Below are 22,682 nucleotides of genomic sequence, written 5' to 3' on the forward strand. Positions count from 1 at the left end.
CTCTTTACCCTTCTACCTGCGCGTCGTCGGACGCATCCAGTTCTTCGACTTCTTCAAATTCGTCGGCGCCATCGACCGACAGCGGCGCTGTCGCGGCGATGAGCGCGTCGGTCATCAGCAGCTTGGCATCGGCGATCTGCGCGAAGCCCAGCGTGACTTCCCGATGCTTGCGGACATCGATGGTGATCTGATCGCCGGCCACGCCCATCAGGATGCCGGTCAGCTGCTTGCGGTTGTCCTCGGTCGGCGCGACCAGGTTGATGCGGGCCTCGTGCCCCTTCCAGTCCTCGAAATCCTGGAGCCGCGTCAGCGGGCGATCGATACCGGGCGAGCTGACTTCCAGGCGATAGGCATAATCGATGGGATCGCGGCCCGCCGCTTCCAACTCGTCCAGCCGCTCCGAGATGCGGCGCGACAGATCGGCGCAGTCGTCGATCGTCAGCTGGCGCGTATCGGGGCGCTCGGCCATCACCTGGAGCGTCGGATCGCTGACTCCGCCGAACATCTTCACGCGCACGAGCGCCAGCCCCAGGGCCTGGGCCTCGGGCTCGATCAGCTTGGTCAACAGGGCGATGTCCGCCACGCAATTCTCCGGCAACAGGATAAGCCGCTTCCCTGACCGGGCCCCTGCGGGCTCGGCCTCGATCATGTTTGACGATGTCGAGAAAGCACCGCCGATATACGCAGTTGGGCGCCCATGGGCAAGGGCTGTTGCGATGCCCTTGCAACGCCGCCCCCGCCACGCGAGGGAGCGGTTGTCGGCGCCGCGCGTTGCGGCTGGGAATATACGCCGCACACAGGGAGAGAATCGATGATGCCAGCCATCCGCATGGTCATGGGCGCAGCACTGCTCGCCGCGTGCAACCCGCAGGGCGACGCCGCCGCGCAAGACAGCGCCGCGCAGGCGACTCGCCCGTTCACGATCACCGAAGTCGCCGATTTCGACTCGCCCTGGGCGATGACGTTCCTGCCCGACGGGCGGATGCTCGTCACCGAAAAGGCAGGCACGCTGCTGCTCGTCGCCGCCGACGGCAAGACGCGCAGCCCGGTCAGCGGCGTCCCTACCGTCATGGCGCAGGGCCAGGGCGGATTGATGGACGTCGTGCTGCACCCGAAATTCGCGCAGAACCACCTGGTCTATTTCAGCTATTCGGAGGCCAATGCCGAGGGGCTCAAGGGCGTGGTGCTGGCGCGCGGCACGCTGGCCGAGGGCGCGGCGCCCGCGCTCCAGAACGTCCAGACGCTGTTCCGCGCCGAGCCCTATGTCGAGGGCAACGGGCACTTTTCTGGCCGAATCGCCTTCGCTCCCGACGGGCATCTGTTCTTCACCAATGGCGAGCGCCAGAAATTCACCCCCGCACAGGACCCCAAGGCCACGCTGGGCAAGGTGCTGCGCCTCAACGACGACGGCACGCCCGCCAAGGGCAATCCGCTGGCCGCGAAGGGATTCCACCCCGCCATCTGGTCCTATGGCCACCGCAACCTGCTGGGCATCGCCTTCGATGCGAAGGGCAATTTGTGGGAGCAGGAAATGGGCCCCAAGGGCGGCGACGAGATCAACCTGATCCTGCCCGGCCGCAACTATGGCTGGCCCAACGCATCGAACGGCAGCCATTATGACGACCGCGACATCCCCGATCACAAGGCCGGCGACGGATATGAGGCGCCCAAGGTCTGGTGGAATCCCTCGATCAGCCCCGGCGGCCTGATCGTCTATTCTGGCAAGATGTTCCCGCAATGGAAGGGCGACCTGTTCCTCGGCGGGCTTTCCGGCAAGGCGCTGCTGCGGATCGACGTCAACGGCACGACCGCGACCAAGGGCGACCAGTGGCCGATGGGCGCGCGCATCCGCGAAGTCGAGGAAGGCCCCGACGGCGCGCTATGGGTGCTGGAGGATGGCGCACAGGGTTCGCAGGGGCGGCTGCTCAAGCTGGAACCGGCAAAGTGAGCGCGCGGCGCCGGTTCGCGGCCGCAGGTGTAGCCGCACTCGCGCTGGCGGGATGCGGCGGCGGGAGTGACGGCACTGTCGTGACGCCCACCCCCTCTCCCACTGCGACCACAGCACCGGCGCCGACTCCGACGACGAGCCCCAGCCCCACGCCGATCGCCAGCGTCCAGAGCCAGGTCGTGGCGACCTTTGCCGCGCCCTGGGCGATGGTGTTCCTGCCCGACGGACGCGCACTCGTCACCGAAAAGGGCGGGACGCTGCGCATCGTGACGCAGGCGGGGGCGAAATCGGAGCCGCTGGGCGGGGTGCCCGCCGTGGTGGCGGCAGGCCAGGGCGGCCTGCTCGACGTGGCCCTGCACCCCGATTTCGCGACCAACCGGCTGGTCTATCTGAGCTATGCCGAGGCTGGGACCGGCGGCGCGGGGCTTGCCGTCGCGCGCGCTACGCTGATCGAGGATGGCGCGGGCGCCCGTCTCGGCAACACCAGCGTGCTCTGGCGCCAGACACCCAAGGCGAGCGGCGCCAACCATTTCGGCGGGCGCATGGCGTTCGCACCCTCGGGCCATTTGTTCATCACCGCCGGCGAGCGGCAACAGGGATCGCCCGCCCAGGACCTGACCAAGACGCTGGGCAAGATCGTGCGGCTCAATGCCGATGGCAGCGTTCCCGGCGACAACCCCTTCGTCGCCACGCCGGGCGCGCGTCCCGAAATCTGGTCGCTCGGGCATCGCAATCCCTATGGCCTGTTCTTCGATCCCGCCGGGCGCCTGTGGGAGAGCGAAATGGGGCCCGAGGGCGGCGATGAATTCAACCTGGTCGCGCGCGGCGGCAATTATGGCTGGCCCAACGCGTCGAACGGACAGGATTATGGCGGCGGCAACATCCCCGATCACGCCCCCGGCGACGGCTATGTCGCGCCGCTGGCATGGTGGACGCCGGTCATCGCGCCGGGCGGCATGATCCGCTATTCGGGCAGCCTGTTCGCGGCGTGGCAGGGGGATGCGATCCTGGCGGGGCTGGTCAGCCAGGGGCTGGTGCGCGTGCGCTTTACCGAGACCGGCGCCGCCGAAGTCCAGCGAATCGCCCTGAATCAGCGCATCCGCGAAGTAGAACAGGGACCGGACGGCGCACTATGGGTGCTGGAGGATGGCGCCAACGGCCGGCTGCTGCGGCTGACGCCGGGGTGAGCGCCGATCAGCGCACGATCAGATAGTTCATCCGGGCCGCCGCGATCGGGCGGTCGGGTTCGTCCTGCCATGCCACGGCCTCGACATTGGCGACGCGCTTGCCCAGCCGCGTCACGGTGCCGCGGGCGCGCGTCGGCTTGTCGCGGCCGCCGCGCATGTAATCGACGGTGAGGTTGATCGGCTTTACCTTGCCCCCGCCTTCGCTCTCCAGCGCCTGGTGCAGTGCGGCCACCGCCGCCATTTCGAGCAGCCCGCCGATCGCGCCGCCGTGCAGGAAGCCAGGGCGCCCCAGCACATCGTCGGCAAAGGGCATAAGCAGCACCGGCGCGCCCTCGCCCGGCTCGATGCTCAGCCCCAGCAGCGCGGCATAGGGGATACGGTCCAGCGACAGGCTCACCAATAGCCCTCCACGGCCATGAAAGTGCCCGCGACATGGGCCAGCGGGTCTTGCGGATCGCCGTCATGCGCCTGCCCGCGCACGAACGCGATCGATCGCGTCAGCCGATAGCATTCGCCGCGCCCGATCACGGTATGGCCGGGCCGCGCGGGGCGCAGATAGTCTATCCGCAGGTCGAGCGTCGCATGGTTGCGAAAGCCGCCCGCCTTCAGCCACACGCCGACGCTGGTCGCCATGTCCATCACCGACAAAATGGGCCCCGAGGCGAGCACTTGCGATTCGGGATCGCCGATCATGTCGGCGGCATAAGGCAGCTCCAGCTCGCACCAGTCGGGCCCGTGCGCGCGATAGCCGATGCCCAGCCGCCCGCCATGCCCGCCCCGCCCGCTCTCGCGGCGAAGCCGGAACATCCATTGGGGGTCGAAGCCGCTGGTCTCACTCATCCCCGGCCCGTAGCGCGCCGCCCCCGCCCGCGCAAACCCGCGCCATCGCGCGCCCGGATTACAGCGATGTAACGGGCGCCCGCTCCCTTCGTTGCATAGCGTGGCGCCACGGCGAACGCCGGCAATCAGGGGGGACAGCGACATGATAGATTTCGGGGACATTGCCGAGCTGGGCACGCAGGTGGCGTGCCATGGCGCAGTGCAGGCGGGCGAAGTGATGGGCATCGACGACTTGTTCGAGCTTATCATCGGCATCGCCGTGCTGATCTACGAACTCGCGCCGTAAGGAAGGCCGCGATGGACGCGGCGGCGATCCGCGCCGCAATCGAGGCCACGCGCCCGACGACACGCGCGGCGATCGCGCACTGGCAGAATGGTGCGGCGTTTCGGGGGATCGAACGCGCCTTTGCCGATTGCCCCGACGATGCGGAGGCCGCCGCCCTGCGCGCCGAACGGCTGCTGGGCGATGCCGGCTGGGTTGCGGCATTGCTCGATCCGCTGGTGGCAGCGCTGGCGGCGGACCCGTTTTTCGAGCCGCCATGCAAGGTCGCGCGCGACGCCGCGCGCACGGGCCTTGTCCTGTACGACGGCCCCGCGCTGTCGATCGCGGCGAGCGTGACGCAGGCGGCGGCGACTCGCGTGGTGCCGCCGCGCATTGCCTTTACCGGGCGGATGACCGTGACGCGCGTGGTGCGCGCGGGCGGCGCGGCGCTGACGCTGTGGCACGCAGCAGCGCCGGGGCCGGCGTTTCGTGCTTCGACTGCGCCGCCGTGCGTGCGCGGCGAGACGCGGGCGCTGCGCGACGGCGCGGTCTATCGCATCGATGGCAGGACGACGGCGCAGCGGCTCCACGATGCGCAGGGCGATGTCGTCACGCTGGTGGCGACGCTGCGCGCGGGTGCGGCGCCGCTGGTGCGCGAACATAGTGTGGAGAGCGGCGCGCTGGCGCGGGTGGCGAGCGCCGACGATCGCGCCTCGCGCGTCGAAATGCTGCTGGGGTTCCTGCGGCTGGCGGGGCGGCGCGATGCAGGCGCGGCGTTCGACGCCGCCACCCGAGACGCCGCGTTTCAGCTGCGCTGGGCGGCGATGCGCGAATGGCTGGTGCTCGACGGCGCGGCGGCGCTGCCCCGGCTGGTCGAGATGGCGGCGGGCGACCCCCATCCCGACATCCGCGCGGCGGCGGCACGCACGCTGGCAGTGGTCCGGCCCAAGCTGGAGCGCGTGCCATGCCTCGCCTGATCGAACCCGGTGTGGGTGACGCCATCACGCTGGACGAACTGGTCGAAGCGCTCGACGCCACGCCCTTCGACACGCGCGACGAAGACGATTTCGCGCGGCTGGGTCCGCTGCTCGCGCGGCTGGGCCGCAACCCCGATTTCCTGGCGGACATGGCGATCGACGAACTCAAGACGCGGTGCGAGGGCCAGCATGCCAGCCGGGGCTATGGCGCGCAGGTGTTCCTGCTGCGCCCGCCCAATGGCCGCTATGTCCTGCGCGCCAATTTCTGGCCCGCGCGCGACGATGCGGTGGTGCGCGCCAGCGGCACGGCGGCGTTCTTTTACGACCTGCCGCACGACCATAATTTTCCGTTCCTCACCTATGGCTATCTGGGGCCGGGCTATTGGAGCGACTATTACGAATATGACGGCGACGCCGTGCTGGGTGTGCCGGGCGAGGATGCGGGGCTGCGCTTTGTCGAGCGCGCGCGGCTCGAGCCGGGGCGGCTGATGCTGTATCGGATGCGGCGCGACGTGCATGTGCAATTGCCGCCGGACAGCCTGTCGGTGTCGCTCAACATCCTCGGCGCCGCGCCCGAACAGCCCTGGATCGAGCAATATCGCTTCGACACTGCGCGCGGGACGATCGCCGCCGGCCTGACGACGACGGCGGCGGAGGCATTGGTGGCGGTGGCCGTCCACACCGCCAACGGGCTCGACCTGGCCGAGCGGTTCGCGCGCGCGCACCCCTGCGCGCGGATGCGGGTGACGGCGCTGGCCGCGCTGGCCTCCGCGCGACCGGCACAGGCCGTGGCGCTGCTCGAGGCCGCAGCCGGGTCGCCGTGCCGCACCGTTGCCGGCCATGCCCGACGGCGACTGGCATTGCACGAACAAGCACAAGTAACTCCATAACGGAGGAATCGGATCGACCGCAGCGCCCGCGCCGCTAGCCTGCCGGCGTGGCCGCTATCATCGCGTGTGCGCTAGACATTCCGGGCATGGCCGACGCGGCGCACGCGCGCGGGATGCGGCTGACCGGGCTCGATTCCCAGGGCATGGCAACCGCCGATGCCGCCATAATGGCGCTGGAGCGGGGCGATGCCGCCACGCGCGTCGCGGCGCTACGCGGGGCGGGGTGGACGGTGCCGCTACTGGTGCTGCTGCCCGGCGACGACGCGGGCGGCGTGACCGCAGCACTCGACGCCGGCGCGGACGATGCCGTCGCCCTGCCCGCCAGCGCCGGCGAGATCGCGGCGAGGGTGGCGGCGCGGCTGCGGCCGTTGCAGACGATACAGATCGGATCGCTGCGGATCGATCCGGTCGCGCGCGCGGTGTGGCGCGGCGGACAGCCGGTGCCGCTGCTGCCGCGCGAATATGCGCTGCTGCTCCATCTGGTGCGGGCGCAGGGGCAATGCGTCGGGCGGCGCGTGCTGCTCGCGGCGGTGTGGCGGCTGGGGTTCGATCCGGGGACCAACGTGGTCGAGGTCCATGTCGCCCGGCTGCGCGCGCGGCTGGACCGGGGACACGCCGTGCCGCTGATCCACACCGAGCGCGGACGCGGATACCGGCTGGTCGCGGACCGTTGACTCCTATGGACCGCTCCCGGCGAACGTGCCTATGCTTCGCGCAAAAGAGCCCAGGAGCAGGAAGCATGACCGAGCAGCGCGTCACCATCGCCTTTGCCGAGGGCGTCGCCGATGTCCGGCTGGCGCGGCCCGACAAGCTCAATGCGCTGGACCCGGCGATGTTCGCAGCCATCATCGACACGATTGCCACGCTGGAGGCGATGCCGGGGCTGCGCGCGGTGGTGCTGTCGGGCGAGGGGCGCGGCTTCTGCGCGGGACTCGACATGGCGAGCATGGCGAGCGCGGGCAGCGGCACCGACCTGATGGTGCGCACGCACGGCGCGGCGAATGATTTCCAGCAGGTCGCCTGGGGCTGGCGCACGCTGGCGGTGCCGGTGATCGCGGCGGTACACGGCGTCGCGCTGGGCGGCGGGCTCCAGATCGCGAGTGGCGCGGACATCCGCATCGCCGCGCCCGACACGCGGATGGCCGTGATGGAAATGAAATGGGGTATCGTCCCCGACATGGCCGGATATGCGCTGTGGCGCGGCAGCGTGCGCGACGACGTGCTGCGCGAGCTGAGCTATACCGCGCGCGAGTTTTCCGCGCAGGAGGCGCAGGCGCTGGGCTTCGTCACGCGGCTGGCCGACGACCCCCATGCCGAGGCGATGGCGCTGGCCCGGGCGATTGCCGCGCGCCACCCCCAGGCGATCCGCGCCGCCAAGCGCCTTGCCAATATGGAGGGCGATGCCGAAACCACGCTGCTCGCCGAAAGCCGCGAACAGGCCGCGCTGCTGCGCACGCCCAACCAGATCGAAGCGGTGATGGCCAATATGCAGAAGCGCGCGCCAGTCTTCACCGACTGAGCGGGAAGAAAGGGAACCACGCGATGACAACCACCGGCACGGCACTCGTCACCGGCGCTTCCGCAGGCCTCGGCGCGCTGTTCGCAGAGGCGTTGGCGGCGCGGGGGCATCGCCTGATCCTCACTGCCCGGCGCGCCGATCGGCTGGAGGCACTGGCCGAGCGGCTGCGCGGCACGCACGGCGTCGCCGTGGAGGTGATCGCGCTCGACCTGGCCGAAGGCGGGGCCGCCGATGCGCTGATGGGCGAAATCGCGCGGCGCGGGCTGGCGGTGGACCTGCTCGTCAACAATGCCGGGTTCGGGCTGGGCGGCGGCTTTGCCGGGCAGGACCGGCGCCAGCTGGTGCGGATGATCGACCTCAATTGCCGCGCGCTCACCGAGCTTTGCCACGCGGTGCTGCCGGCCATGATCGAGCGGCGGGAGGGCGCGATCCTCAACGTCGCCTCGACCGCCGCGTTCCAGGCGGGGCCGGGCATGGCGGTCTATTACGCGACCAAGGCGTTCGTGCTGAGCCTGTCCGAAGCGTTGCACGAGGAAGTGCGGCGACAGGGCGTGCGCGTGACCGCACTGTGTCCGGGGCCGACCGCGACCGAATTTTTCGACGTCGCGGGATCGGCGAAGGATTTCGCGCTGCGCCGGCTGGCGGGTGATCCGGCGGCGGTGGTGCGCGACGGGCTGGCCGCGCTGGAGGCGAACCGCGCGATCAAGGTATCGGGCGCGCGCAACGCGGTTCTGGCGTTTTCGACGCGGCTGACCCCGCGCATCCTGCTGCGCCGCGTGGTGGGTGCCATCCAGCGCCGGCGGTAATCGCCGTCAGTCGGGCTCCATCACCAGCGGCGCGGCGCGCGCGCTGCGCAGGCTGTCCCACGCATAGAGCCCGCAGCCGATCCAGATCAGCGCGAAGGTGATCGCATGCGCGGGCCCCACGCGCTCGCCGAACAGCACCGCTTCGGCAAATTGCAGCGACGGCGCGATATACTGGATCAGCCCCAGCGTGGCATAGGGCATGCGCCGTGCAGCGGCGGCGAACATCAGCAGCGGCGCGGCGGTGACGATGCCCGCCAGGACCAGCAATATGTCGGTGCGGGCGTCATGCCCCATCGCCCCCTGCCCGGTCGCCGATGCCTGCCACAGCACCAGCAGCGCCAGCGGGGCGAGGAGCAGCGTTTCCACCGTCAGCCCGCCCAGCGCGTCGATCGCCGCCACCTTGCGCAGCAGGCCATAGACGCCGAACGACGCCGCGAGCACCAGCGAGATCCACAGCGCCCCGCCCCCCTGCGATGCGAACACCACGACCCCGGCGGCGGCGATCGCGATCGCCACCCCCTGCCACCGCCGCAACCGCTCGCGCAGCACTAGCATGCCGAGCGCGACGTTGAGCAGCGGATTGATGAAATAACCCAGGCTCGCCTCGAGCACATGGTTGTGCTGGACCGCCCAGATATAGGTGTACCAGTTGATCGCGATCAGCGCGGCGCTGGCGGCGAGCAGCAGCAGCGTGCGCCCCCGCGCTGCCGCCAGGATCGGCCGCGCCTTCTTCAGCGCGAGGACGAGGACCATCAGCAGCAGCACCGACCACAGCACGCGATGCGCAAGGATCTGGAGCGGCGGCACGTCCTTCAGCAGGTGGAAGTAGAGCGGCAGCACGCCCCAGATGACATAGGCGCAGATGCCGAGCAGAAGGCCCTTGGCGTCGGGAAGCGTTGTGCGGTGCATCATGCCCGATTGCGCCGAGAGTGCCGCCGCTGGCAAGGCCCCGCGCCGGGTATTTACCGTCCCGCGCGGCATTGCGCCCGCCCCCGCCTTGCGTACAGTCGCGCTATCCGGGGGGAGATTTCGACATGGAGGACGCCGTTCACGAAGCGCAGACGCCGCACGACCATCCCGTGCTGGCGATACTGGGCGGGAACGCCGTGCTGGTGCTGGCCGCCGTGGCCGCGCCGCTGCTGGCGGCACCGCGCCCGATGGCGGCGCTGGTGCTGGGGGGCGGGGGGCTGGGCCTTGCGCTGTGGCTGGTGGGGTTGGTCGTCACCGTCCGCTATGCGTCACTGGCGTGGAAGCTGGGGTCGCTGGTGCTGCTGATCGCCGCCGGCGCGGGCGCGGGGCTGATCGCGCACGCCCAGTACCAGACGCGGGCGCGGGCCGATGCGAGCAGCTTTGCCGAAATCGAGTTCGCCCCCAATGGCGCGCCGCTGATGCCCGCCGACGCCAGCGCGCGCGGGCCGGTGTCCGCGCGCTTCGTCCAGTCGCTCAAGGCCGATCTGGCGGACCAGCGCGCGTTCGCGGACGCGATGGGCGCATTCGGGCTGGGGGCGCTGAACAGCCCCTATCTGCTCCAGCAGGACCCGCGCGCGATCCAGCATTGCGCCGGGCTGGACGCGATCAAGGACCTAGCCCGCAAGCAATCGGCAAGGCGCGGCACCGATGCCGCGGCGCTACGCGCGGCGATCGCCGCCGCCACGCTGCCGCCCCGGGCACGGCAGGGGATGCTCCAGATCGCCGCAGCCACCAATCCCGATCCGGCGACGGACACGCTATTGGCCAACCAGATCGCGATGCTCGATGCCTCGGGCGAATTGTGCGCCCTGCTCGCGCGGCGCAGCTGGTTCAACGCGGGCGGCTATTTCGGGTTCAACAGCCCCGCCGACCGCGCGCAATTCCAGGCGATCGGCGCCCGCCGGCTGGCGCTGGCCGCCGAGATGGCGCGGGCCGAACGCGCGGTGCGCGCGCGGATGGAAGAAGGGCGCACGCTGGTGCGCGACCAGCTGAGCCGATCGGTCTTTACTTCCTGATCGCCTGCACGGCGGCGCTGGACACGGCGCCGCCGGGGTGGCTATCGGGCCGCGATGGGTATCATCGCAACGATCATGAACACGACCACCGGCCAACCGATTCAACGCATGAGCTTTGGCCGGATGCCGAAGCCATGGGCTTCCTTCACGCTGGAAACCGGCGAACTCGTCACAGCCGAGCGCGTCCATGTCGGCAAGCCCGCACCGGGCAAGGTGGTGTCGCCGGTCGAAGTGTGGGTGACCCCCAAAAAGACGCCCGCCAACTGATCGCGCACGCCGTCGCCGCTACCCGCGCGGCGGCGATTCCGCTATACGCGGCGGCATGGGGCAGCGGGGATACATAGCGGCGGCAATCGCGCTGGTGGCGCTGGCGGGATGTTCGCCCGGCGCGCCGGCGGCGAACGCGGTCGAGAAGCGCGATTTGCCTCCACAGGCTGCGCCCGCCACGCCATCCACCACGCCCGGTCCAGCCTCGCCCCTGCGCGACTGGATCGTCGGCGCATGGTCGTTCGACGCGACCTGCTCGACCGATTTCGTGATTCATTACGAAGCCGATGGCGCGCTCGACAATGCGGGCGAAGTCGGGCGGTGGGCGCTGGAGGGTGACATGCTGACCGAAACCGTCACCGAGCGCTTCGAGAATGGCGGCGAGGCGCCGGTCAAGCTCGACCCGCCGACGCGGCGCACCTATCGCGTCGAGCGCATCGATGCCGGGCACGGCGTCATCACCTTCGAAAAGCGGCGGGTGCCGATCCTGCGCTGTTGACAGCCGGGGCCTGCCGGACGGATAGCGGGGCCATGGTTCCCCTTTCGTTCGCTGGCAAGGAATTCAGCGCGTTGCCCGAGGGCGCGCTCTACTGGCCGGCACGGCGCGCGCTGCTCGTCGCCGACCTGCATTTCGAAAAGGCGAGCTGGTTTGCGAGCAAGGGGCAGATGCTGCCCCCCTATGATTCGCTCGCGACGCTGAGCGCGCTGACGGCGCTGGTCGATCGCACCGGCGCGACCGAATTATGGTGCCTGGGCGACAGTTTCCACGATTCGGACGGGTGCGAGCGACTGCCCGAGGCGGCACGGGCGATGCTCACCGGGCTGACCGCGCGGCTCGACTGGCGCTGGATCACGGGCAACCATGACGCGCAGTTCGTCGACCATTGCGGCGGGCGGATCGAGGAAGAAGCCGTGATCGACGGCATCGTGCTGCGCCACGAAGCCGATCCGCGCGAGACGCGGCCCGAAATGTCAGGGCATTTCCACCCGAAGCTGCGGATCAGCGTGCGGGGCCGGGCGGTCGCGCGGCGGTGTTTCGTTGCGACCGGGAGCAAGCTGGTCTTTCCCGCCTTTGGCGCGCTGACCGGCGGGCTGGACGCGCACCATCCCGAAATCGTCCGCGCCGTGGGAAGCGGCGCGCAGGCACTGGTCGCGCTGGAGGACCGGCTGTTGCGCTTCCCGATCGCGGCGTGAACGCGAGGCTCAGCGCCGCTTGATATTGGCGCAATCGACCGGGCCGGGGCCGCTGACCGTGCATTCGGGCGCGCCGACGATCCGCACCGGCCCCGCGCCCAGCGCGGCGATGGTGGCGGTGTACCGCACCCCCAGCGCCAGCGCGCCGGTGCTTTCCGCGCGCACATTCGCCTCGCCCACCGTCAGGCCGTCCGCATCGATCGTGCCGGCGCCGTAGGAGAGCATCCGCGCGCGCCCAGCCGTGCCGCCACCGATCGCGATGCGGCCGGTGCCGGTGAGCGTCACCGCGAGATCGTCGGCGGAAAGGCGGGCGATGTCGATCGCCCCGGCACCATTGACGCCGACATCGACGCGCGTGCCCTGCAATCCCGCCACCTGCACGCGCGCACCGCCCGTGACCTGCACGCCGCGCAGCCCGGTAGCCGAGACGGTGATCGCCGGTGCGACATCACGCCCGCCCGCCCGCTGCTCCCAGCCGAGCGTGCCGGTGTTGACCACCAGCGTGGTGCCCTGCACGCGCACCGCAACCTGATCGAGCGCGCGGGAATCGCCCCGCACGATGGCGCCGGGCGATCCGTCGACCACTGTCACCGTAAAGGGACCCTCGACGCGAAGGCGGTCGAATCCGGTCACCATCACGCTGCGCTCGTCGAGCGGGGGCGCGGCGGCAAGCGTCAGCAGCGGGACGAGCAGGGCAAGGATGCGCATGCGCGCGATCCTCGCCCGGCGCGTGCCGCTGCGCAAGCGCTCAGCTACAGTCCGCCTCGCCCGAGCCGACGGCATGGACGGTGCACTGGGCCCCACCCTTGAGCGTGACGTCGCCCGATCCGACGATCGACACCTCTGCCGGGCCGCTGACATTACCATTCAGGCTGCCCGAGCCCGCGATGGAGATTTGCGCACTCTTTGCGGTCAGGCCTTCCAGGTCGGCATCGCCCGATCCGGCGATCGACACTTCGAGCTTGTCGGTCCGGCCCGCCGCCGTGAGCGTGCCCGAGCCCGCGACGGCGAAGGTGGCGGCGCTGACCTGCATGTCGGCGATGTCGAGGTCGCCCGAACCCGACACGCCGCCTTCAAACGCGCCTTCGGCCCGTGCGACGCTCAGATTGCCCGATCCCCCGACGCTCGCCCCGGTCAGGCGCGGCATCACGACATGGATGCGGGCGCCCTTGTCGTCGTTCCAGTTCCAATTGCCACTGTTGCGCTTGCGCCCGACGCGCAGCCGGCCATCGACCACGGTGATCTCCAGCTGGTCGAGCACCTTGGCCTGTCCCTCGGCGGTGACGGCGAAATTGGGCCCGATCGTCACGTCCACATCGTCCGACCCGCGCAGCTCCACCGCCGTGAAGCCGGTTGCGGCAACGCTGCGGGTGGCGCCGGTTCCCGTGGCGGGCACGGCCTGGCTGTCCTTTTCCCAGGCGGATTGGCATGCCGCCAGCGGCAGCAGGGCAGCGATCACGAACATGCGCATAGGGTCTCCCGACAATGTGTATTGCACCAACAATACACCAGATGGTGCGCAAGGAAAAGGGGCCGTCGTTGCCGACTGCCCCTTTCGCTATTTCAGCACGGGTGCCGGCGTTCAGGCCGGGACCTTGTCCTTGTTGTGGATGGCCGCCGCCACCTTGAGGATATCGACGATCTTCACCAGCGCGGCGGGCTCGTCGATCTGTTCCATCGCGGCTAGTTCGCGGGCGAGGCGCGAGGCGGCGCCTTCGAAGATCTGCCGCTCGGAATAGCTCTGCTCGGGCTGGTCCTCGGCACGGAACAGGTCGCGGACCACTTCGGCGATCGACACCAGGTCGCCCGAATTGATCTTGGCCTCATATTCCTGCGCGCGGCGCGACCACATGGTGCGCTTGACGCGGGGCTTGCCCTTGAGCGTCTCAAGCGCCTCGCGCAGCGTCTTGTCCGAGGACAGCTTGCGCATGCCGACGCTCTCGGCCTTGTTGGTCGGCACGCGGAGCGTCATCTTCTCTTTTTCGAAACGCAGTACGTAAAGCTCGAGCTGCATGCCCGCAATTTCCTGTTTCTGCAGCTCGATGACACGGCCCACGCCGTGCTTGGGGTAAACGACATAATCGCCGACGTCGAAGGACAGCGCCTTTGCAGCCATGTGCGAGAAACCTTTCCGTGAATTACCGGCCCCGAACGATTGCGGCGTCGACCCGAGCGCGCTAGGCGGTACGGACCGGCGGATCGGGGCAACTTCCCAAGTTCTCCGGGCGAAGGCGATTCTCCACCTTCGTCGTGGCCTATTTAACACGCTCGTAATAAAATTACCAGCCAAACGTCACCGTGAAACGGCACAAAAGCTGTGCCGTTCCCGGATTTTGGTGGTTTACGCGCGGTTACCGGGCGCGGACGAGGCCGCGGCGCCGATCAGTTGCCGGTGCCGGGCTCGGCCGAGAAATACTTGTCGAACTTGCCCTCTTCGCCCTTGAACGCGTCGGCGTCCGCAGGCGCTTCGCCCTTCTGGGTGATGTTGGGCCATTCCTCGGAATAGGCGCGGTTGAGCTCCAACCACTTTTCCAGCCCGTTCTCGGTATCGGGCAGGATCGCCTCGGCCGGGCATTCGGGCTCGCACACGCCGCAGTCGATGCATTCATTGGGGTTGATGACGAGCATGTTCTCGCCCTCATAGAAGCAGTCGACGGGACACACCTCGACACAGTCCATGTACTTGCACCGGATGCATGCGTCGGTGACGACATAGGTCATGGTGGGTCGGCTCCTGGGCAGATACGAAGAATCGCGCCCCTGCTATGCGTCGTCCTCCGCCCCGTCAACGGCCTTGGGACGCTGGATTTCGAGGGGGGTGTAAAGCGCAGCTGCTTCGGCGGGCGGCCCGCGCCGGCGGGGAAGCGCCTCGACCCGCAGCGCGCGGACCGTGCCGTGGAGCACGAACACGATGGTAGAGCCGACCCGCACCGGCGCCGCAGACCGCTCGATCCGGCGCCCGTCGAGCCGCAGCGTGCCCTTCTCGCAAAGTGCCTGGGCCGCACTGCGCGACTTGGCCAGCCGCGCATACCACAGGAAGATGTCGAGCCGGACGCTGGGGTCAGCCATCGCGCAACGCGGCCAGCACGGCAAAGGCATTGTCGCGCGGCGGCGCCTTGACCGGGGCGGGCGGCACCAGCCCCTGCCAGATCCAGCGTTGCGGCGCGGCGGCATCGCCCCGCGCGGTGCGGAACCCCAGCTGCGCCATCAACCGCGCCAGCGTTTCGGGGAGCAGCCCCATCGACGTCGCGAGCGCCGGATCGGGCGCGAACGGCTTGCGCCCCTTTCGCGAATCATGCGCTGCGCGGGCGATCCGATCGACCAGGTCGATCCGCACCGCCTGCGCGCCGAGCGGGCGAAACCCGTGGCGCAGATCGGCACCGGGCGCGGCGCGCGGCAGCACGGTCGCCCCGTCGCGCGGGGCATCGGCCAACGCCATCAGCTCGCGCCGCCAGCGCGCCGCGCCGGGCTTGAGCAGCGCAGGCGCGAACAGGTCGAGCGTGCCGATCGTCACCCCCATCTTGCGCAGCCGCTTGCGCGCATCGCCGTCCAGCGCATCGACCAGCGGCCCCGCCGCGCGGCGCGGCAACAGCCCGCCCGCCTCGAGCAGCGCCGTGGCCAGCGCACGCAGCGGCGCCCCCGCTGCGGCATCGCGCGTGGTGGCATCCAGCGCGGCGAACACCGGCAGGTGCCGGGCGATGCGATCGCCGAACCAGCGCTCCAGCCGGGCCTGCACCGCCGCGCGCGCCTGTGCATCCAGCACGTCGAGCGGGCGATCGAGCACGATGCGCGGGCGCGCCAGCGTGGGCCCCGGTTGCAGCGCGGCGACGCCGTGCCCGTTCCACGCGATCACGCTGCCGACCAGCGCCAGCGCCGCATCCTCCGCCTCGGCCAGCGCGCGCCCACGCTTGCGCAGTTCGCCCCCCAGCCGCTTCTCGGCGGCGGCGAGTAGCATGCGCTTGTCGGTGGCGCGGGCATCGGGGGTGACGGTGAAGCGGAATCCCTCCAGCCGGCCGAGCGGGTGATCCTCGACCGTGACTTCGCCCTCGGCCCCGATCGTTACCGGCAGGTCGGCGGGGTTGGCGCCGATCTGGCGCAGCAGCACGGTGGTGCGGCGATCGACGAAGCGCTGGGTCAGGCTGGCGTGCAGCGCGTCGGACAGCTTCTCCTCGATCGCGCGCGTCCGCTCCGCCCAGTGGCGCGGGTCCTGGAGCCAGTCGGCGCGGTGGGCGATATAGGCCCAGCTGCGCGCGGCGGCGATCCGCCCGGCCAGCGTCTCGACATCGCCCGCCATGTTGTCGAGCCGCTGGATCTCGTCGGCGAACCATTGGTGCGGGACATGGCCATGCCCTTCGGACAAATGCCCGAACAGCCGCCCGACGAAGCGCGCGTGCGGATCGACCCCCAGCTTGCGGAAATCGGGCAGCCCGCACGCCGCCCAGAGCCGCTGGACCATGCGCGGCGCGCGGACGCGGGCGCGCACCCAATCCTCGCCTGCCAGCCGTTTGAGCACCGCCAGGTCGATCGCTTCGGGCGCGGCGCGCAGCACGTCGTGGCGCGGCTTGCGCTCCAGGCTGTCGACCAGCGCCTCGATACTGTCGAAATCGGGCTCGCCCTCGCGCCAGTAAAGATGCTCCAGCCGGGGCACCTGATGCCCCTCGATCGCCAGCACTTCCTCGGGCGTGAAGGCGTTCGGCCCTTCCTCGTTCAGCGCGCCGAAGGTGCCGTCGCGCTGGTGCCGTCCGGCGCGCCCGGCGATCTGCGCCATTTCGGCGATGGTCAGCCGCCGCTGGCGCCGCCCGTCGAACTTGGAAAGCGAGGCGAAGGCGACATGCGCCACGTCCATGTTGAGCCCCATGCCGATCGCGTCGGTCGCGACCAGATAATCGACTTCGCCAGCCTGGAACATCGCCACCTGGGCATTGCGGGTGCGGGGGGACAGCGCCCCCATCACCACTGCCGCGCCCCCGCGCAGCCGCCGCAGCGCCTCCGCCACGGCATAGACTTCCTCGGCCGAGAAGGCGACGATCGCCGAGCGGCGCGGGAGCCTCGATAATTTCTTGGCCCCGGCATAGCTGAGCGTCGAGAAGCGCGGGCGGCCGATGACCTCGGCATCCGGCACCAGCGCCTTGAGCATCGGACGCAGCGAATCCGAACCCAGGATCATCGTCTCCTCGCGACCGCGCGCACGCAGCAGGCGATCGGTAAAGACATGCCCGCGTTCCGGGTCGGCGCCCAGCTGCGCCTCGTCCAGCCCGACGAACGCCAGCTCGCCCGGAATCACGCTGTCGATTCCCGCCCCGCCCGGCGCGCCGCCGATCGGCATCGATTCAGCCGTGCACAGGAACCACCGCGCCTTGGGCGGAACGATCTTTTCCTCGCCGGTGACCAGCGCGACCTGCGCCTCGCCCTTCAGCTTGACGACGCGATCATAGACCTCGCGCGCCAGCAGCCGCAGCGGAAAGCCGATCATCCCGCTGGAATGCCCGCACATCCGCTCGACCGCGAGGTGCGTCTTGCCCGTGTTGGTGGGACCCAGAACGGCCGTGATGGGGGAACGCGCGAACTGGCTCATCGCGCACAAGATTGCCCCGGACCGGCCCTTAAGCAACTCCCCCCGGTTGAAAACAGGCATTAACCGTGTTGGTTTTACTGGCCTTCATCCTGAAATTTCCCCTCATCTCGGACACGGCACATCTCGCCGCACCGGATGGGCAAAACGGGCCTGCTTAATTTGACTTTAAACCTTGCCCTCCACAGTGATCGTGTCCGTGCCGGGGGATACGGCAGCTTCGATCTGAGTTTCGGGGGGCAGCGCGCCTTGTTCCTGCGTAATGACCATGGCCTGGAGCTGAGCGGCGCTTCTGCGGGAGTCGCCGCCAGGGTTCCGGCGCTGCGGAATACCGGCTTTGGCAAGCGCGCCCCGCTGATCGCATCCGACTTTGATTTCGCCCCCGATCTGGGCGCGCGCATCGGCACCCTCACCTGGTTTCGCGGCGCGGCGACGTGCCTGGGGCTTTGCGCCGTCACGCTGTTGCTGGCGCCGGGGTTCGAGACGCCGATTTACGGCAATGTCCCCGCCCCGCTCCAGGGCAGCGACTGGGACGATGCGCGCGCGCAGGCGATCCGTCCGCTCGCACAGGGCGCCACCACCGGATACCGCGTCGCCGCCACGCGGCTGGTCGCCCCGCTGACCGACACGCCCGAGCGCCCGATCATCGAATCCACTGCCAAGCTGGGCACCGGCACCGCGCTGGTCGGGGTGCTCCAGCGTTCGGGCGTGGGCCAGGCGGATGCGAGCCAGGTCGGCAACCTGATCGCCAACGCAGTGTCGCTGGGCGACATCCAGCCGGGCACGATGCTGGACCTGACGCTCGGCCGCCGCCCGGACAAGGCGCACCCCCGCCCGCTGGAGAAACTGGCGTTCCGCGCGAAATTCGACCTCAAGCTGGAAGTGGCGCGCGATGGCGGCACGCTGGCGCTCAAGCAGATCCCGATCGCGATCGATCGCACCCCGCTGCGCATCCAGGGGGTGATCGGATCGAGCCTCTACCGCTCCGCCCGCGCCGCCGGCGCCCCTGCCAAGGCCGTCGAATCCTTCATCAAGACCGTGGCGAGCCGGGTGCCCGTCTCGCGGCTGGGATCGGGGTGCAAGTTCGACCTGATCGTCGGCCAGGCGCGCGCCGCCACCGGCGAGGTCCAGCTGGGCACGCTGATGTATGCCGGCGTCACCGGCTGCGCCAACAACGTCCAGCTCGCGCCGTGGGAAAGCGACGGCAAGACCGAATGGTTCGATGCCGGCGGGCGCGGCAACAAGACCGGCATGATGAGCATGCCCGCCAATGGCCGCTTTTCATCGGGCTTCGGCATGCGGCGCCATCCGCTGCTGGGTTTTACCCGGATGCACAAGGGGATCGACATCGCCGCCGCCTGGGGATCGCCGGTGTTCGCCGCGACCGACGGGGTGGTCCAGTTCGCCGGGCGCAGCTCGGGCTATGGCAATTTCATCAAGCTCAGCCATGGCGGGGGGTTCGGCACCGGCTATGGCCATCTCAGCCGCATCCTGGTGCGCAACGGCCAGCATGTCCGCAAGGGGCAACAGATCGGCGCGATCGGCAATACCGGCCTGTCGACCGGGCCGCATTTGCATTACGAACTCTATCGCAATGGCATGGCGGTGAACCCGCGCTCGGTGGCGTTCACGTCCGTCCGCCAGCTGACCGGCGGCGACCTCAACCAGTTCAAGGCACGGCTGGGCGCGATGCTGCGCGTGCCGGTGGGCCACGGCCTCAGCGACGAGGACGATTGAGGCGCGGGCGGCACGCCGCCCGCACTACGCCGCGCTTACTTCCCCTGCGACCGCCAGCGCCGAATCGTGCGGGCCAGCATTTCCTCTTCGCCGCCGGTCTGGCGCCAAAGCGCGGAGAAGAGCGGGTCTTCGGACGCAGGGCGCTTATTCTCCTCCAGCGGATCGAACAGCAGCCGGATGGGCGTGGCGACGCCCTCGCCCACCGCGATGCACTCGCGATTGCGCAGCGCCGGGATGGCATCGAGGAAGCCGCGCGCGCCCTCGGGCATCGCCGCGCGGACAAATGCCTGGTCGCGCTCGTTGTTCAGTCGCATCGACAGGATCGTGCCACACTGCGACAGCACGCCTTCGGCGAGGTCGGACGGACGCTGGGTGATCAGCCCCAGCGAGACGCCATATTTGCGCCCTTCCTTCGCAATCCGGCTGAGGATTCGTCCCACCGACGATCCATCGGCGTTGCGCTCATTGGGGACATACCGGTGCGCCTCTTCGCACACGAGCAGCACCGGGCGCCGCGCCTCGCCGCGCGACCAGATCGCAAAGTCGAACACCATCCGGCTGAGCACCGCGACCACCACCGACGTGATCTCGCTGGGCACGCCCGACACGTCGATGATCGAAATCGGCTTGCCGTCGCCCGGCAGGCGGAAGACGCGGGCGAGGAAATTCGCCATCGTATCCGCCACCAGCATGCCCGAGAACATGAAGGCATAGCGCGGATCGCTCTTGATCTCATCGATCTTGCTGCGCAGCCGCAGATAGGGGGCAGTGTCGGTCGCCTTGTCCATCTTGCCCATTTCCAGCTGGAGGATCTGGGTCAGGTCCGACAACAGATAGGGCACGGGCGCATCGACGGTGAGCTTGGGGATTTCCTGCGCCAGCCGGTTCTTGCCCTTGGCCTGGAGCAGGCAGCGCGCGAGGATGTCGGCATCCACCTGGCGGGCCGAGCCCTCGGTCGTCAGGAACACTTCGCAATGTTCCTCGAAGTTCATCAGCCAATAGGGCATCTGGAGGTTGGACACGTCGTACAGCGCGCCGATGCTCTTGAACGCGGCGCCATATTCGCCGTGCGGGTCGACCATGACGATATGCCCCTGCGGCGCGAGTTCGCAGATGCGGTGCAGGATCAGCGCGGCGGCGGTCGATTTGCCGGTGCCGGTCGAGCCGAGCAGCGCGAAATGCTTGCCCAGCATCGCATCGACATACAGCGCGGCGCGAATGTCCTTGGTCGGATAGACATTGCCGATCTCGATATGCGCGCGGTCGTCGGCGGCGTAGATCTGCTTGAGGTCGGCGGTGGAGACCGGGAACACCGGACAGCCGGGCGTGGGATAGCGCGTCACGCCGCGACGGAAATTATAGAGCTTGCCGGTCAGCCGCTCCTCGTCGCCTTCGCCCAGGAAATCGATCTGCGCGGCGATCCGGTCGCTGCCTTCCAGCTTCAGCGCGCGGACATTGGCGATCAGCCAGGCATTGCCGACGCGCACCTTCACCTGGCTGCCGACCTGTCCGGCATGGGCGATGGCGATGTCGGTGCTGTCGGCCAGCGCCTCGACTTCGCCCAGGTCGAACAACGCGGTGCTCGACGCGCCCGAAATCTCCAGAATCGCGCCGATCGGGGGCAGCGTCGCACGGCCCGGGGCGCCCGACAGGATGGGCGCCGCATTTTCGAGGCGCGGTGCGCCGAACTGGCCGTTCATCGGAATACTCCCCGGTTAAGGGCGTAACCCTTGCCGCCATTGGGTAAATATTGGGTTCCCAGCGAACGGTTTTGCCCATCGGCGCATCGCGGCTAAAACCGCCGCCACAGCGCGCCCGCGCCCCAGCCGAGCAACACCGACAGCGCGACGGCGACCAGGCCATAGGCAATCGAATATTGCTCCGCACTACGCGCGACGAAGCGTTCGAACCCCGATTTGCGGATCTCGATCGGGCGCACCGCTGCCGCCAGCACGCGCCCGTCCTTGATCAGGAACGTCTCCGCCGTGAACCGCCCCACCGGCACCCGCGCCGGGATGTTGAGCCGGGCGCGGTACAGCACGCCGTCGGTGATCTCCACCGCGCCGGGCGCCTCGTAATACAGCCCGCTACGCCGGCGCAGGTCGACCAGCCCGCGATCGAAGCGCTGCTGATCCTCGGGCGCGGCGCTCGACGCGGGGGAGAGTTGCAGGCTGTCGACGCCCAGTTCATAGATCGCCCGCGTCCGCGCATCGACCAGCTTGCCGATCGGCCGGGACGACGCAATGGCGTAGAAGCTGGGGGCCGAGCGATAGCGCATCCGATCGGCATTGACCCAGATGCCGGCGACCTTTTCCTTCTCGCGCACCTGCACCGATTCGGTCGGGCCCTTCACCACCACCACGATGTCCGCCCCGCCCTCCCCCGGCTGGGTGCGCCCGCCGGGATAGAGGATCGCGCCGAACAGCAGCAGCTCGGCGCCGGTAAAGCTGTAGGCGATTTCGATCGCGCGCTGCGACACGTCGGGCACCAGCACGGGCTTTGCCTGGCCCATCACCAGCGGCGCAACCAGCGCCAGCGCCGCCGCGCGCCTCATGCCGCCGTCACCGAATAGATCTCGTCCGGCTGCCACGCGAGCCCCAGCAGCATACGCAGCGCTACGCCAAGCACGATCAGCGCCAGGATCAGCCGCAGATATTCGGGCCGCGCGCGCTGGGCAAAGCGCGCGCCAAGCTGTGCCCCCACCACCGATCCGAGCAGCAGCAGCGCGGCGAGGACGATGTCCACCGCCTTGGTCGTGGTGGCGTGCACCATGGTCGCGACCGCCGTGGTGAACAGCGTCTGGAACAACGACGTCCCCACCACCGTCTGCGTCCCCATGCCGAGGATATAGAGCATCGCCGGCACCAGGATGAACCCGCCCCCGACGCCCAGCAGCATCGTCAATATCCCCGTGAACACGCCCAGGATCAGCGGCGCGAGCGGCGAGATGTACAGGCCCGAGGCATAGAATCGCCAGCGAAAGGGCAGCGCCGACACCAGCGGATGGTGCCGCCGCTTGCGCGGGCGCGGGGCCACGGCACCGCGCCGGACGCGGATCGCCTGTACCGCTTCCTTCGACATCAGCCCGCCGATCGATCCGAGCAGCACGACATAGAGGATGCCGATCACGACATCGATCTGCCCGCTGTTCTGGAGCACGGTGAACAGCCACGCGCCGATCCCGCTGCCCAAAATGCCGCCCGCGACGAGCACCGCCCCCATCTGCACATCCACGCCGCCGCGCCGGAAATGCGCGAACACCCCCGACACGCTGGCGCCCGTCACCTGGCTCGCCGCCGACGCCGCCGCGACGGTGGGTGGGATGCCATAGAAGATGAGCATCGGCGTGGTCAGGAATCCCCCGCCGACGCCGAACATCCCCGACAACAGCCCGACGCCCAGCCCCAGCGCCACGATCACCAGCGCGTTGACCGAAAGGTTCGCGATCGGGAGGTACAAATCCATGGTGCCCAGCCGATACCGTGTTTGCGCCCCGGG

At 69.4% G+C, this 22,682-nt stretch carries 26 protein-coding genes; 13 read left to right on the forward strand and 13 right to left on the reverse strand.

Annotation, left to right across the window (positions count from 1 at the left end; genetic code table 11):
• Nucleotides 1-4: 4 nt before the first annotated feature.
• The gene (gene rimP / locus ACG3SL_RS17335) at nucleotides 5-583 is read right to left on the reverse strand and encodes a ribosome maturation protein RimP (protein ID WP_448662411.1); all 579 of its coding nucleotides are present in this window, start codon (nucleotides 581-583) and stop codon (nucleotides 5-7) included.
• A gap of 228 nt (nucleotides 584-811) precedes the next feature.
• On the opposite strand from rimP, the gene ACG3SL_RS17340 reads away from it, so the two are divergent.
• The gene (locus tag ACG3SL_RS17340; protein ID WP_448662412.1) at nucleotides 812-1,948 is read left to right on the forward strand and encodes a PQQ-dependent sugar dehydrogenase; all 1,137 of its coding nucleotides are present in this window, start codon (nucleotides 812-814) and stop codon (nucleotides 1,946-1,948) included.
• Nucleotides 1,945-3,135 (forward strand): PQQ-dependent sugar dehydrogenase, encoded by a 1,191-nt coding sequence (locus ACG3SL_RS17345; RefSeq protein ID WP_448662413.1) that lies wholly within the window; start codon nucleotides 1,945-1,947, stop codon nucleotides 3,133-3,135. Before ACG3SL_RS17340 ends, ACG3SL_RS17345 begins: the two co-directional genes overlap by 4 nt.
• A gap of 7 nt (nucleotides 3,136-3,142) precedes the next feature.
• On the opposite strand, the gene ACG3SL_RS17350 is transcribed toward ACG3SL_RS17345, so the two are convergent.
• Both ACG3SL_RS17350 and ACG3SL_RS17355 read right to left on the reverse strand, forming a co-directional pair.
• On the reverse strand, nucleotides 3,143-3,532 hold the full coding sequence (locus tag ACG3SL_RS17350) for a PaaI family thioesterase (RefSeq protein WP_448662414.1): 390 nt from the start codon (nucleotides 3,530-3,532) through the stop codon (nucleotides 3,143-3,145).
• Nucleotides 3,529-3,975, reverse strand: coding sequence for a PaaI family thioesterase (locus ACG3SL_RS17355; RefSeq protein ID WP_448662415.1), 447 nt, complete (start codon nucleotides 3,973-3,975; stop codon nucleotides 3,529-3,531). The genes ACG3SL_RS17350 and ACG3SL_RS17355 overlap by 4 nt, the downstream gene beginning before the upstream one ends.
• A 142-nt stretch (nucleotides 3,976-4,117) precedes the next feature.
• Here ACG3SL_RS17355 and ACG3SL_RS17360 point away from each other — a divergent pair, with 142 nt between their 5' ends.
• From ACG3SL_RS17360 to ACG3SL_RS17385, 6 genes are all read left to right on the forward strand, one after another.
• Nucleotides 4,118-4,261: a hypothetical protein gene (locus ACG3SL_RS17360; protein WP_448662416.1), complete on the forward strand. Its 144-nt coding sequence runs from the start codon at nucleotides 4,118-4,120 to the stop codon at nucleotides 4,259-4,261.
• An 11-nt stretch (nucleotides 4,262-4,272) separates the two neighbouring features.
• Nucleotides 4,273-5,214: a hypothetical protein gene (locus ACG3SL_RS17365; protein ID WP_448662417.1), complete on the forward strand. Its 942-nt coding sequence runs from the start codon at nucleotides 4,273-4,275 to the stop codon at nucleotides 5,212-5,214.
• Nucleotides 5,202-6,104, forward strand: coding sequence for a transposase (locus tag ACG3SL_RS17370; RefSeq protein ID WP_448662418.1), 903 nt, complete (start codon nucleotides 5,202-5,204; stop codon nucleotides 6,102-6,104). Before ACG3SL_RS17365 ends, ACG3SL_RS17370 begins: the two co-directional genes overlap by 13 nt.
• A 47-nt stretch (nucleotides 6,105-6,151) precedes the next feature.
• Nucleotides 6,152-6,778, forward strand: a complete 627-nt coding sequence (locus ACG3SL_RS17375) for a winged helix-turn-helix domain-containing protein (protein ID WP_448662419.1) — start codon at nucleotides 6,152-6,154, stop codon at nucleotides 6,776-6,778.
• A gap of 65 nt (nucleotides 6,779-6,843) precedes the next feature.
• Nucleotides 6,844-7,623 (forward strand): crotonase/enoyl-CoA hydratase family protein, encoded by a 780-nt coding sequence (locus ACG3SL_RS17380; RefSeq protein WP_448662420.1) that lies wholly within the window; start codon nucleotides 6,844-6,846, stop codon nucleotides 7,621-7,623.
• 23 nt (nucleotides 7,624-7,646) lie between these two features.
• Nucleotides 7,647-8,429 carry an SDR family NAD(P)-dependent oxidoreductase gene (locus ACG3SL_RS17385; RefSeq protein ID WP_448662421.1) on the forward strand — a complete coding sequence of 261 codons (783 nt, stop codon included), beginning with the start codon at nucleotides 7,647-7,649 and terminating at the stop codon, nucleotides 8,427-8,429.
• Nucleotides 8,430-8,435: 6 nt separating this feature from the next.
• On the opposite strand, the gene rarD is transcribed toward ACG3SL_RS17385, so the two are convergent.
• On the reverse strand, nucleotides 8,436-9,341 hold the full coding sequence (gene rarD, locus ACG3SL_RS17390; RefSeq protein ID WP_448662422.1) for an EamA family transporter RarD: 906 nt from the start codon (nucleotides 9,339-9,341) through the stop codon (nucleotides 8,436-8,438).
• A gap of 122 nt (nucleotides 9,342-9,463) precedes the next feature.
• Here rarD and ACG3SL_RS17395 point away from each other — a divergent pair, with 122 nt between their 5' ends.
• From ACG3SL_RS17395 to pdeM, 4 genes are read left to right on the forward strand one after another with little or no spacing between them, the layout of a single operon-like run.
• Nucleotides 9,464-10,414 (forward strand): hypothetical protein, encoded by a 951-nt coding sequence (locus ACG3SL_RS17395; protein ID WP_448662423.1) that lies wholly within the window; start codon nucleotides 9,464-9,466, stop codon nucleotides 10,412-10,414.
• A 54-nt stretch (nucleotides 10,415-10,468) separates the two neighbouring features.
• Nucleotides 10,469-10,681: a hypothetical protein gene (locus ACG3SL_RS17400; protein ID WP_448662424.1), complete on the forward strand. Its 213-nt coding sequence runs from the start codon at nucleotides 10,469-10,471 to the stop codon at nucleotides 10,679-10,681.
• A gap of 55 nt (nucleotides 10,682-10,736) precedes the next feature.
• Nucleotides 10,737-11,180 (forward strand): hypothetical protein, encoded by a 444-nt coding sequence (locus ACG3SL_RS17405; RefSeq protein ID WP_448662425.1) that lies wholly within the window; start codon nucleotides 10,737-10,739, stop codon nucleotides 11,178-11,180.
• Nucleotides 11,181-11,212: 32 nt separating this feature from the next.
• Nucleotides 11,213-11,875, forward strand: a complete 663-nt coding sequence (gene pdeM / locus ACG3SL_RS17410; protein WP_448662426.1) for a ligase-associated DNA damage response endonuclease PdeM — start codon at nucleotides 11,213-11,215, stop codon at nucleotides 11,873-11,875.
• A 9-nt stretch (nucleotides 11,876-11,884) separates the two neighbouring features.
• Here the strand turns inward: pdeM and ACG3SL_RS17415 are convergent, their stop codons facing one another.
• The 6 genes from ACG3SL_RS17415 to ACG3SL_RS17440 form a co-directional block, all read right to left on the reverse strand.
• Nucleotides 11,885-12,583 (reverse strand): GIN domain-containing protein, encoded by a 699-nt coding sequence (locus tag ACG3SL_RS17415; protein ID WP_448662427.1) that lies wholly within the window; start codon nucleotides 12,581-12,583, stop codon nucleotides 11,885-11,887.
• A 40-nt stretch (nucleotides 12,584-12,623) separates the two neighbouring features.
• Nucleotides 12,624-13,346, reverse strand: coding sequence for a head GIN domain-containing protein (locus tag ACG3SL_RS17420; protein ID WP_448662428.1), 723 nt, complete (start codon nucleotides 13,344-13,346; stop codon nucleotides 12,624-12,626).
• 111 nt (nucleotides 13,347-13,457) lie between these two features.
• Nucleotides 13,458-13,991: a CarD family transcriptional regulator gene (locus ACG3SL_RS17425; RefSeq protein ID WP_448662429.1), complete on the reverse strand. Its 534-nt coding sequence runs from the start codon at nucleotides 13,989-13,991 to the stop codon at nucleotides 13,458-13,460.
• Between the two features lie 266 nt (nucleotides 13,992-14,257).
• Nucleotides 14,258-14,596 carry a ferredoxin FdxA gene (gene fdxA, locus ACG3SL_RS17430; RefSeq protein ID WP_448662430.1) on the reverse strand — a complete coding sequence of 113 codons (339 nt, stop codon included), beginning with the start codon at nucleotides 14,594-14,596 and terminating at the stop codon, nucleotides 14,258-14,260.
• 42 nt (nucleotides 14,597-14,638) lie between these two features.
• Entirely contained in the window at nucleotides 14,639-14,944 is a 306-nt protein-coding gene (locus ACG3SL_RS17435) for a S4 domain-containing protein (RefSeq protein WP_448662431.1), read from the reverse strand.
• Nucleotides 14,937-17,450, reverse strand: a complete 2,514-nt coding sequence (locus ACG3SL_RS17440) for a helicase-related protein (protein ID WP_448662432.1) — start codon at nucleotides 17,448-17,450, stop codon at nucleotides 14,937-14,939. Before ACG3SL_RS17440 ends, ACG3SL_RS17435 begins: the two co-directional genes overlap by 8 nt.
• Nucleotides 17,451-17,696: 246 nt before the next feature.
• Between ACG3SL_RS17440 and ACG3SL_RS17445 the strand changes: the two genes are divergently transcribed.
• Nucleotides 17,697-19,184, forward strand: coding sequence for a M23 family metallopeptidase (locus ACG3SL_RS17445; RefSeq protein ID WP_448662433.1), 1,488 nt, complete (start codon nucleotides 17,697-17,699; stop codon nucleotides 19,182-19,184).
• A gap of 35 nt (nucleotides 19,185-19,219) precedes the next feature.
• Here ACG3SL_RS17445 and ACG3SL_RS17450 read toward each other — a convergent pair whose 3' ends face one another.
• The 3 genes from ACG3SL_RS17450 to ACG3SL_RS17460 all read right to left on the reverse strand — a co-directional run bounded on the left by ACG3SL_RS17450 (nucleotide 19,220) and on the right by ACG3SL_RS17460 (nucleotide 22,649).
• Nucleotides 19,220-20,884, reverse strand: a complete 1,665-nt coding sequence (locus ACG3SL_RS17450; protein ID WP_448662434.1) for an ATP-binding protein — start codon at nucleotides 20,882-20,884, stop codon at nucleotides 19,220-19,222.
• A gap of 92 nt (nucleotides 20,885-20,976) precedes the next feature.
• Complete coding sequence (locus ACG3SL_RS17455) at nucleotides 20,977-21,738, reverse strand: TIGR02186 family protein (RefSeq protein ID WP_448662435.1); 762 nt, start codon at nucleotides 21,736-21,738, stop codon at nucleotides 20,977-20,979.
• Nucleotides 21,735-22,649, reverse strand: a complete 915-nt coding sequence (locus tag ACG3SL_RS17460) for a sulfite exporter TauE/SafE family protein (protein ID WP_448662436.1) — start codon at nucleotides 22,647-22,649, stop codon at nucleotides 21,735-21,737. The genes ACG3SL_RS17455 and ACG3SL_RS17460 overlap by 4 nt, the downstream gene beginning before the upstream one ends.
• Nucleotides 22,650-22,682 lie beyond the last annotated feature (33 nt).

It is taken from the genome of Sphingomonas degradans, assembly GCF_053502645.1.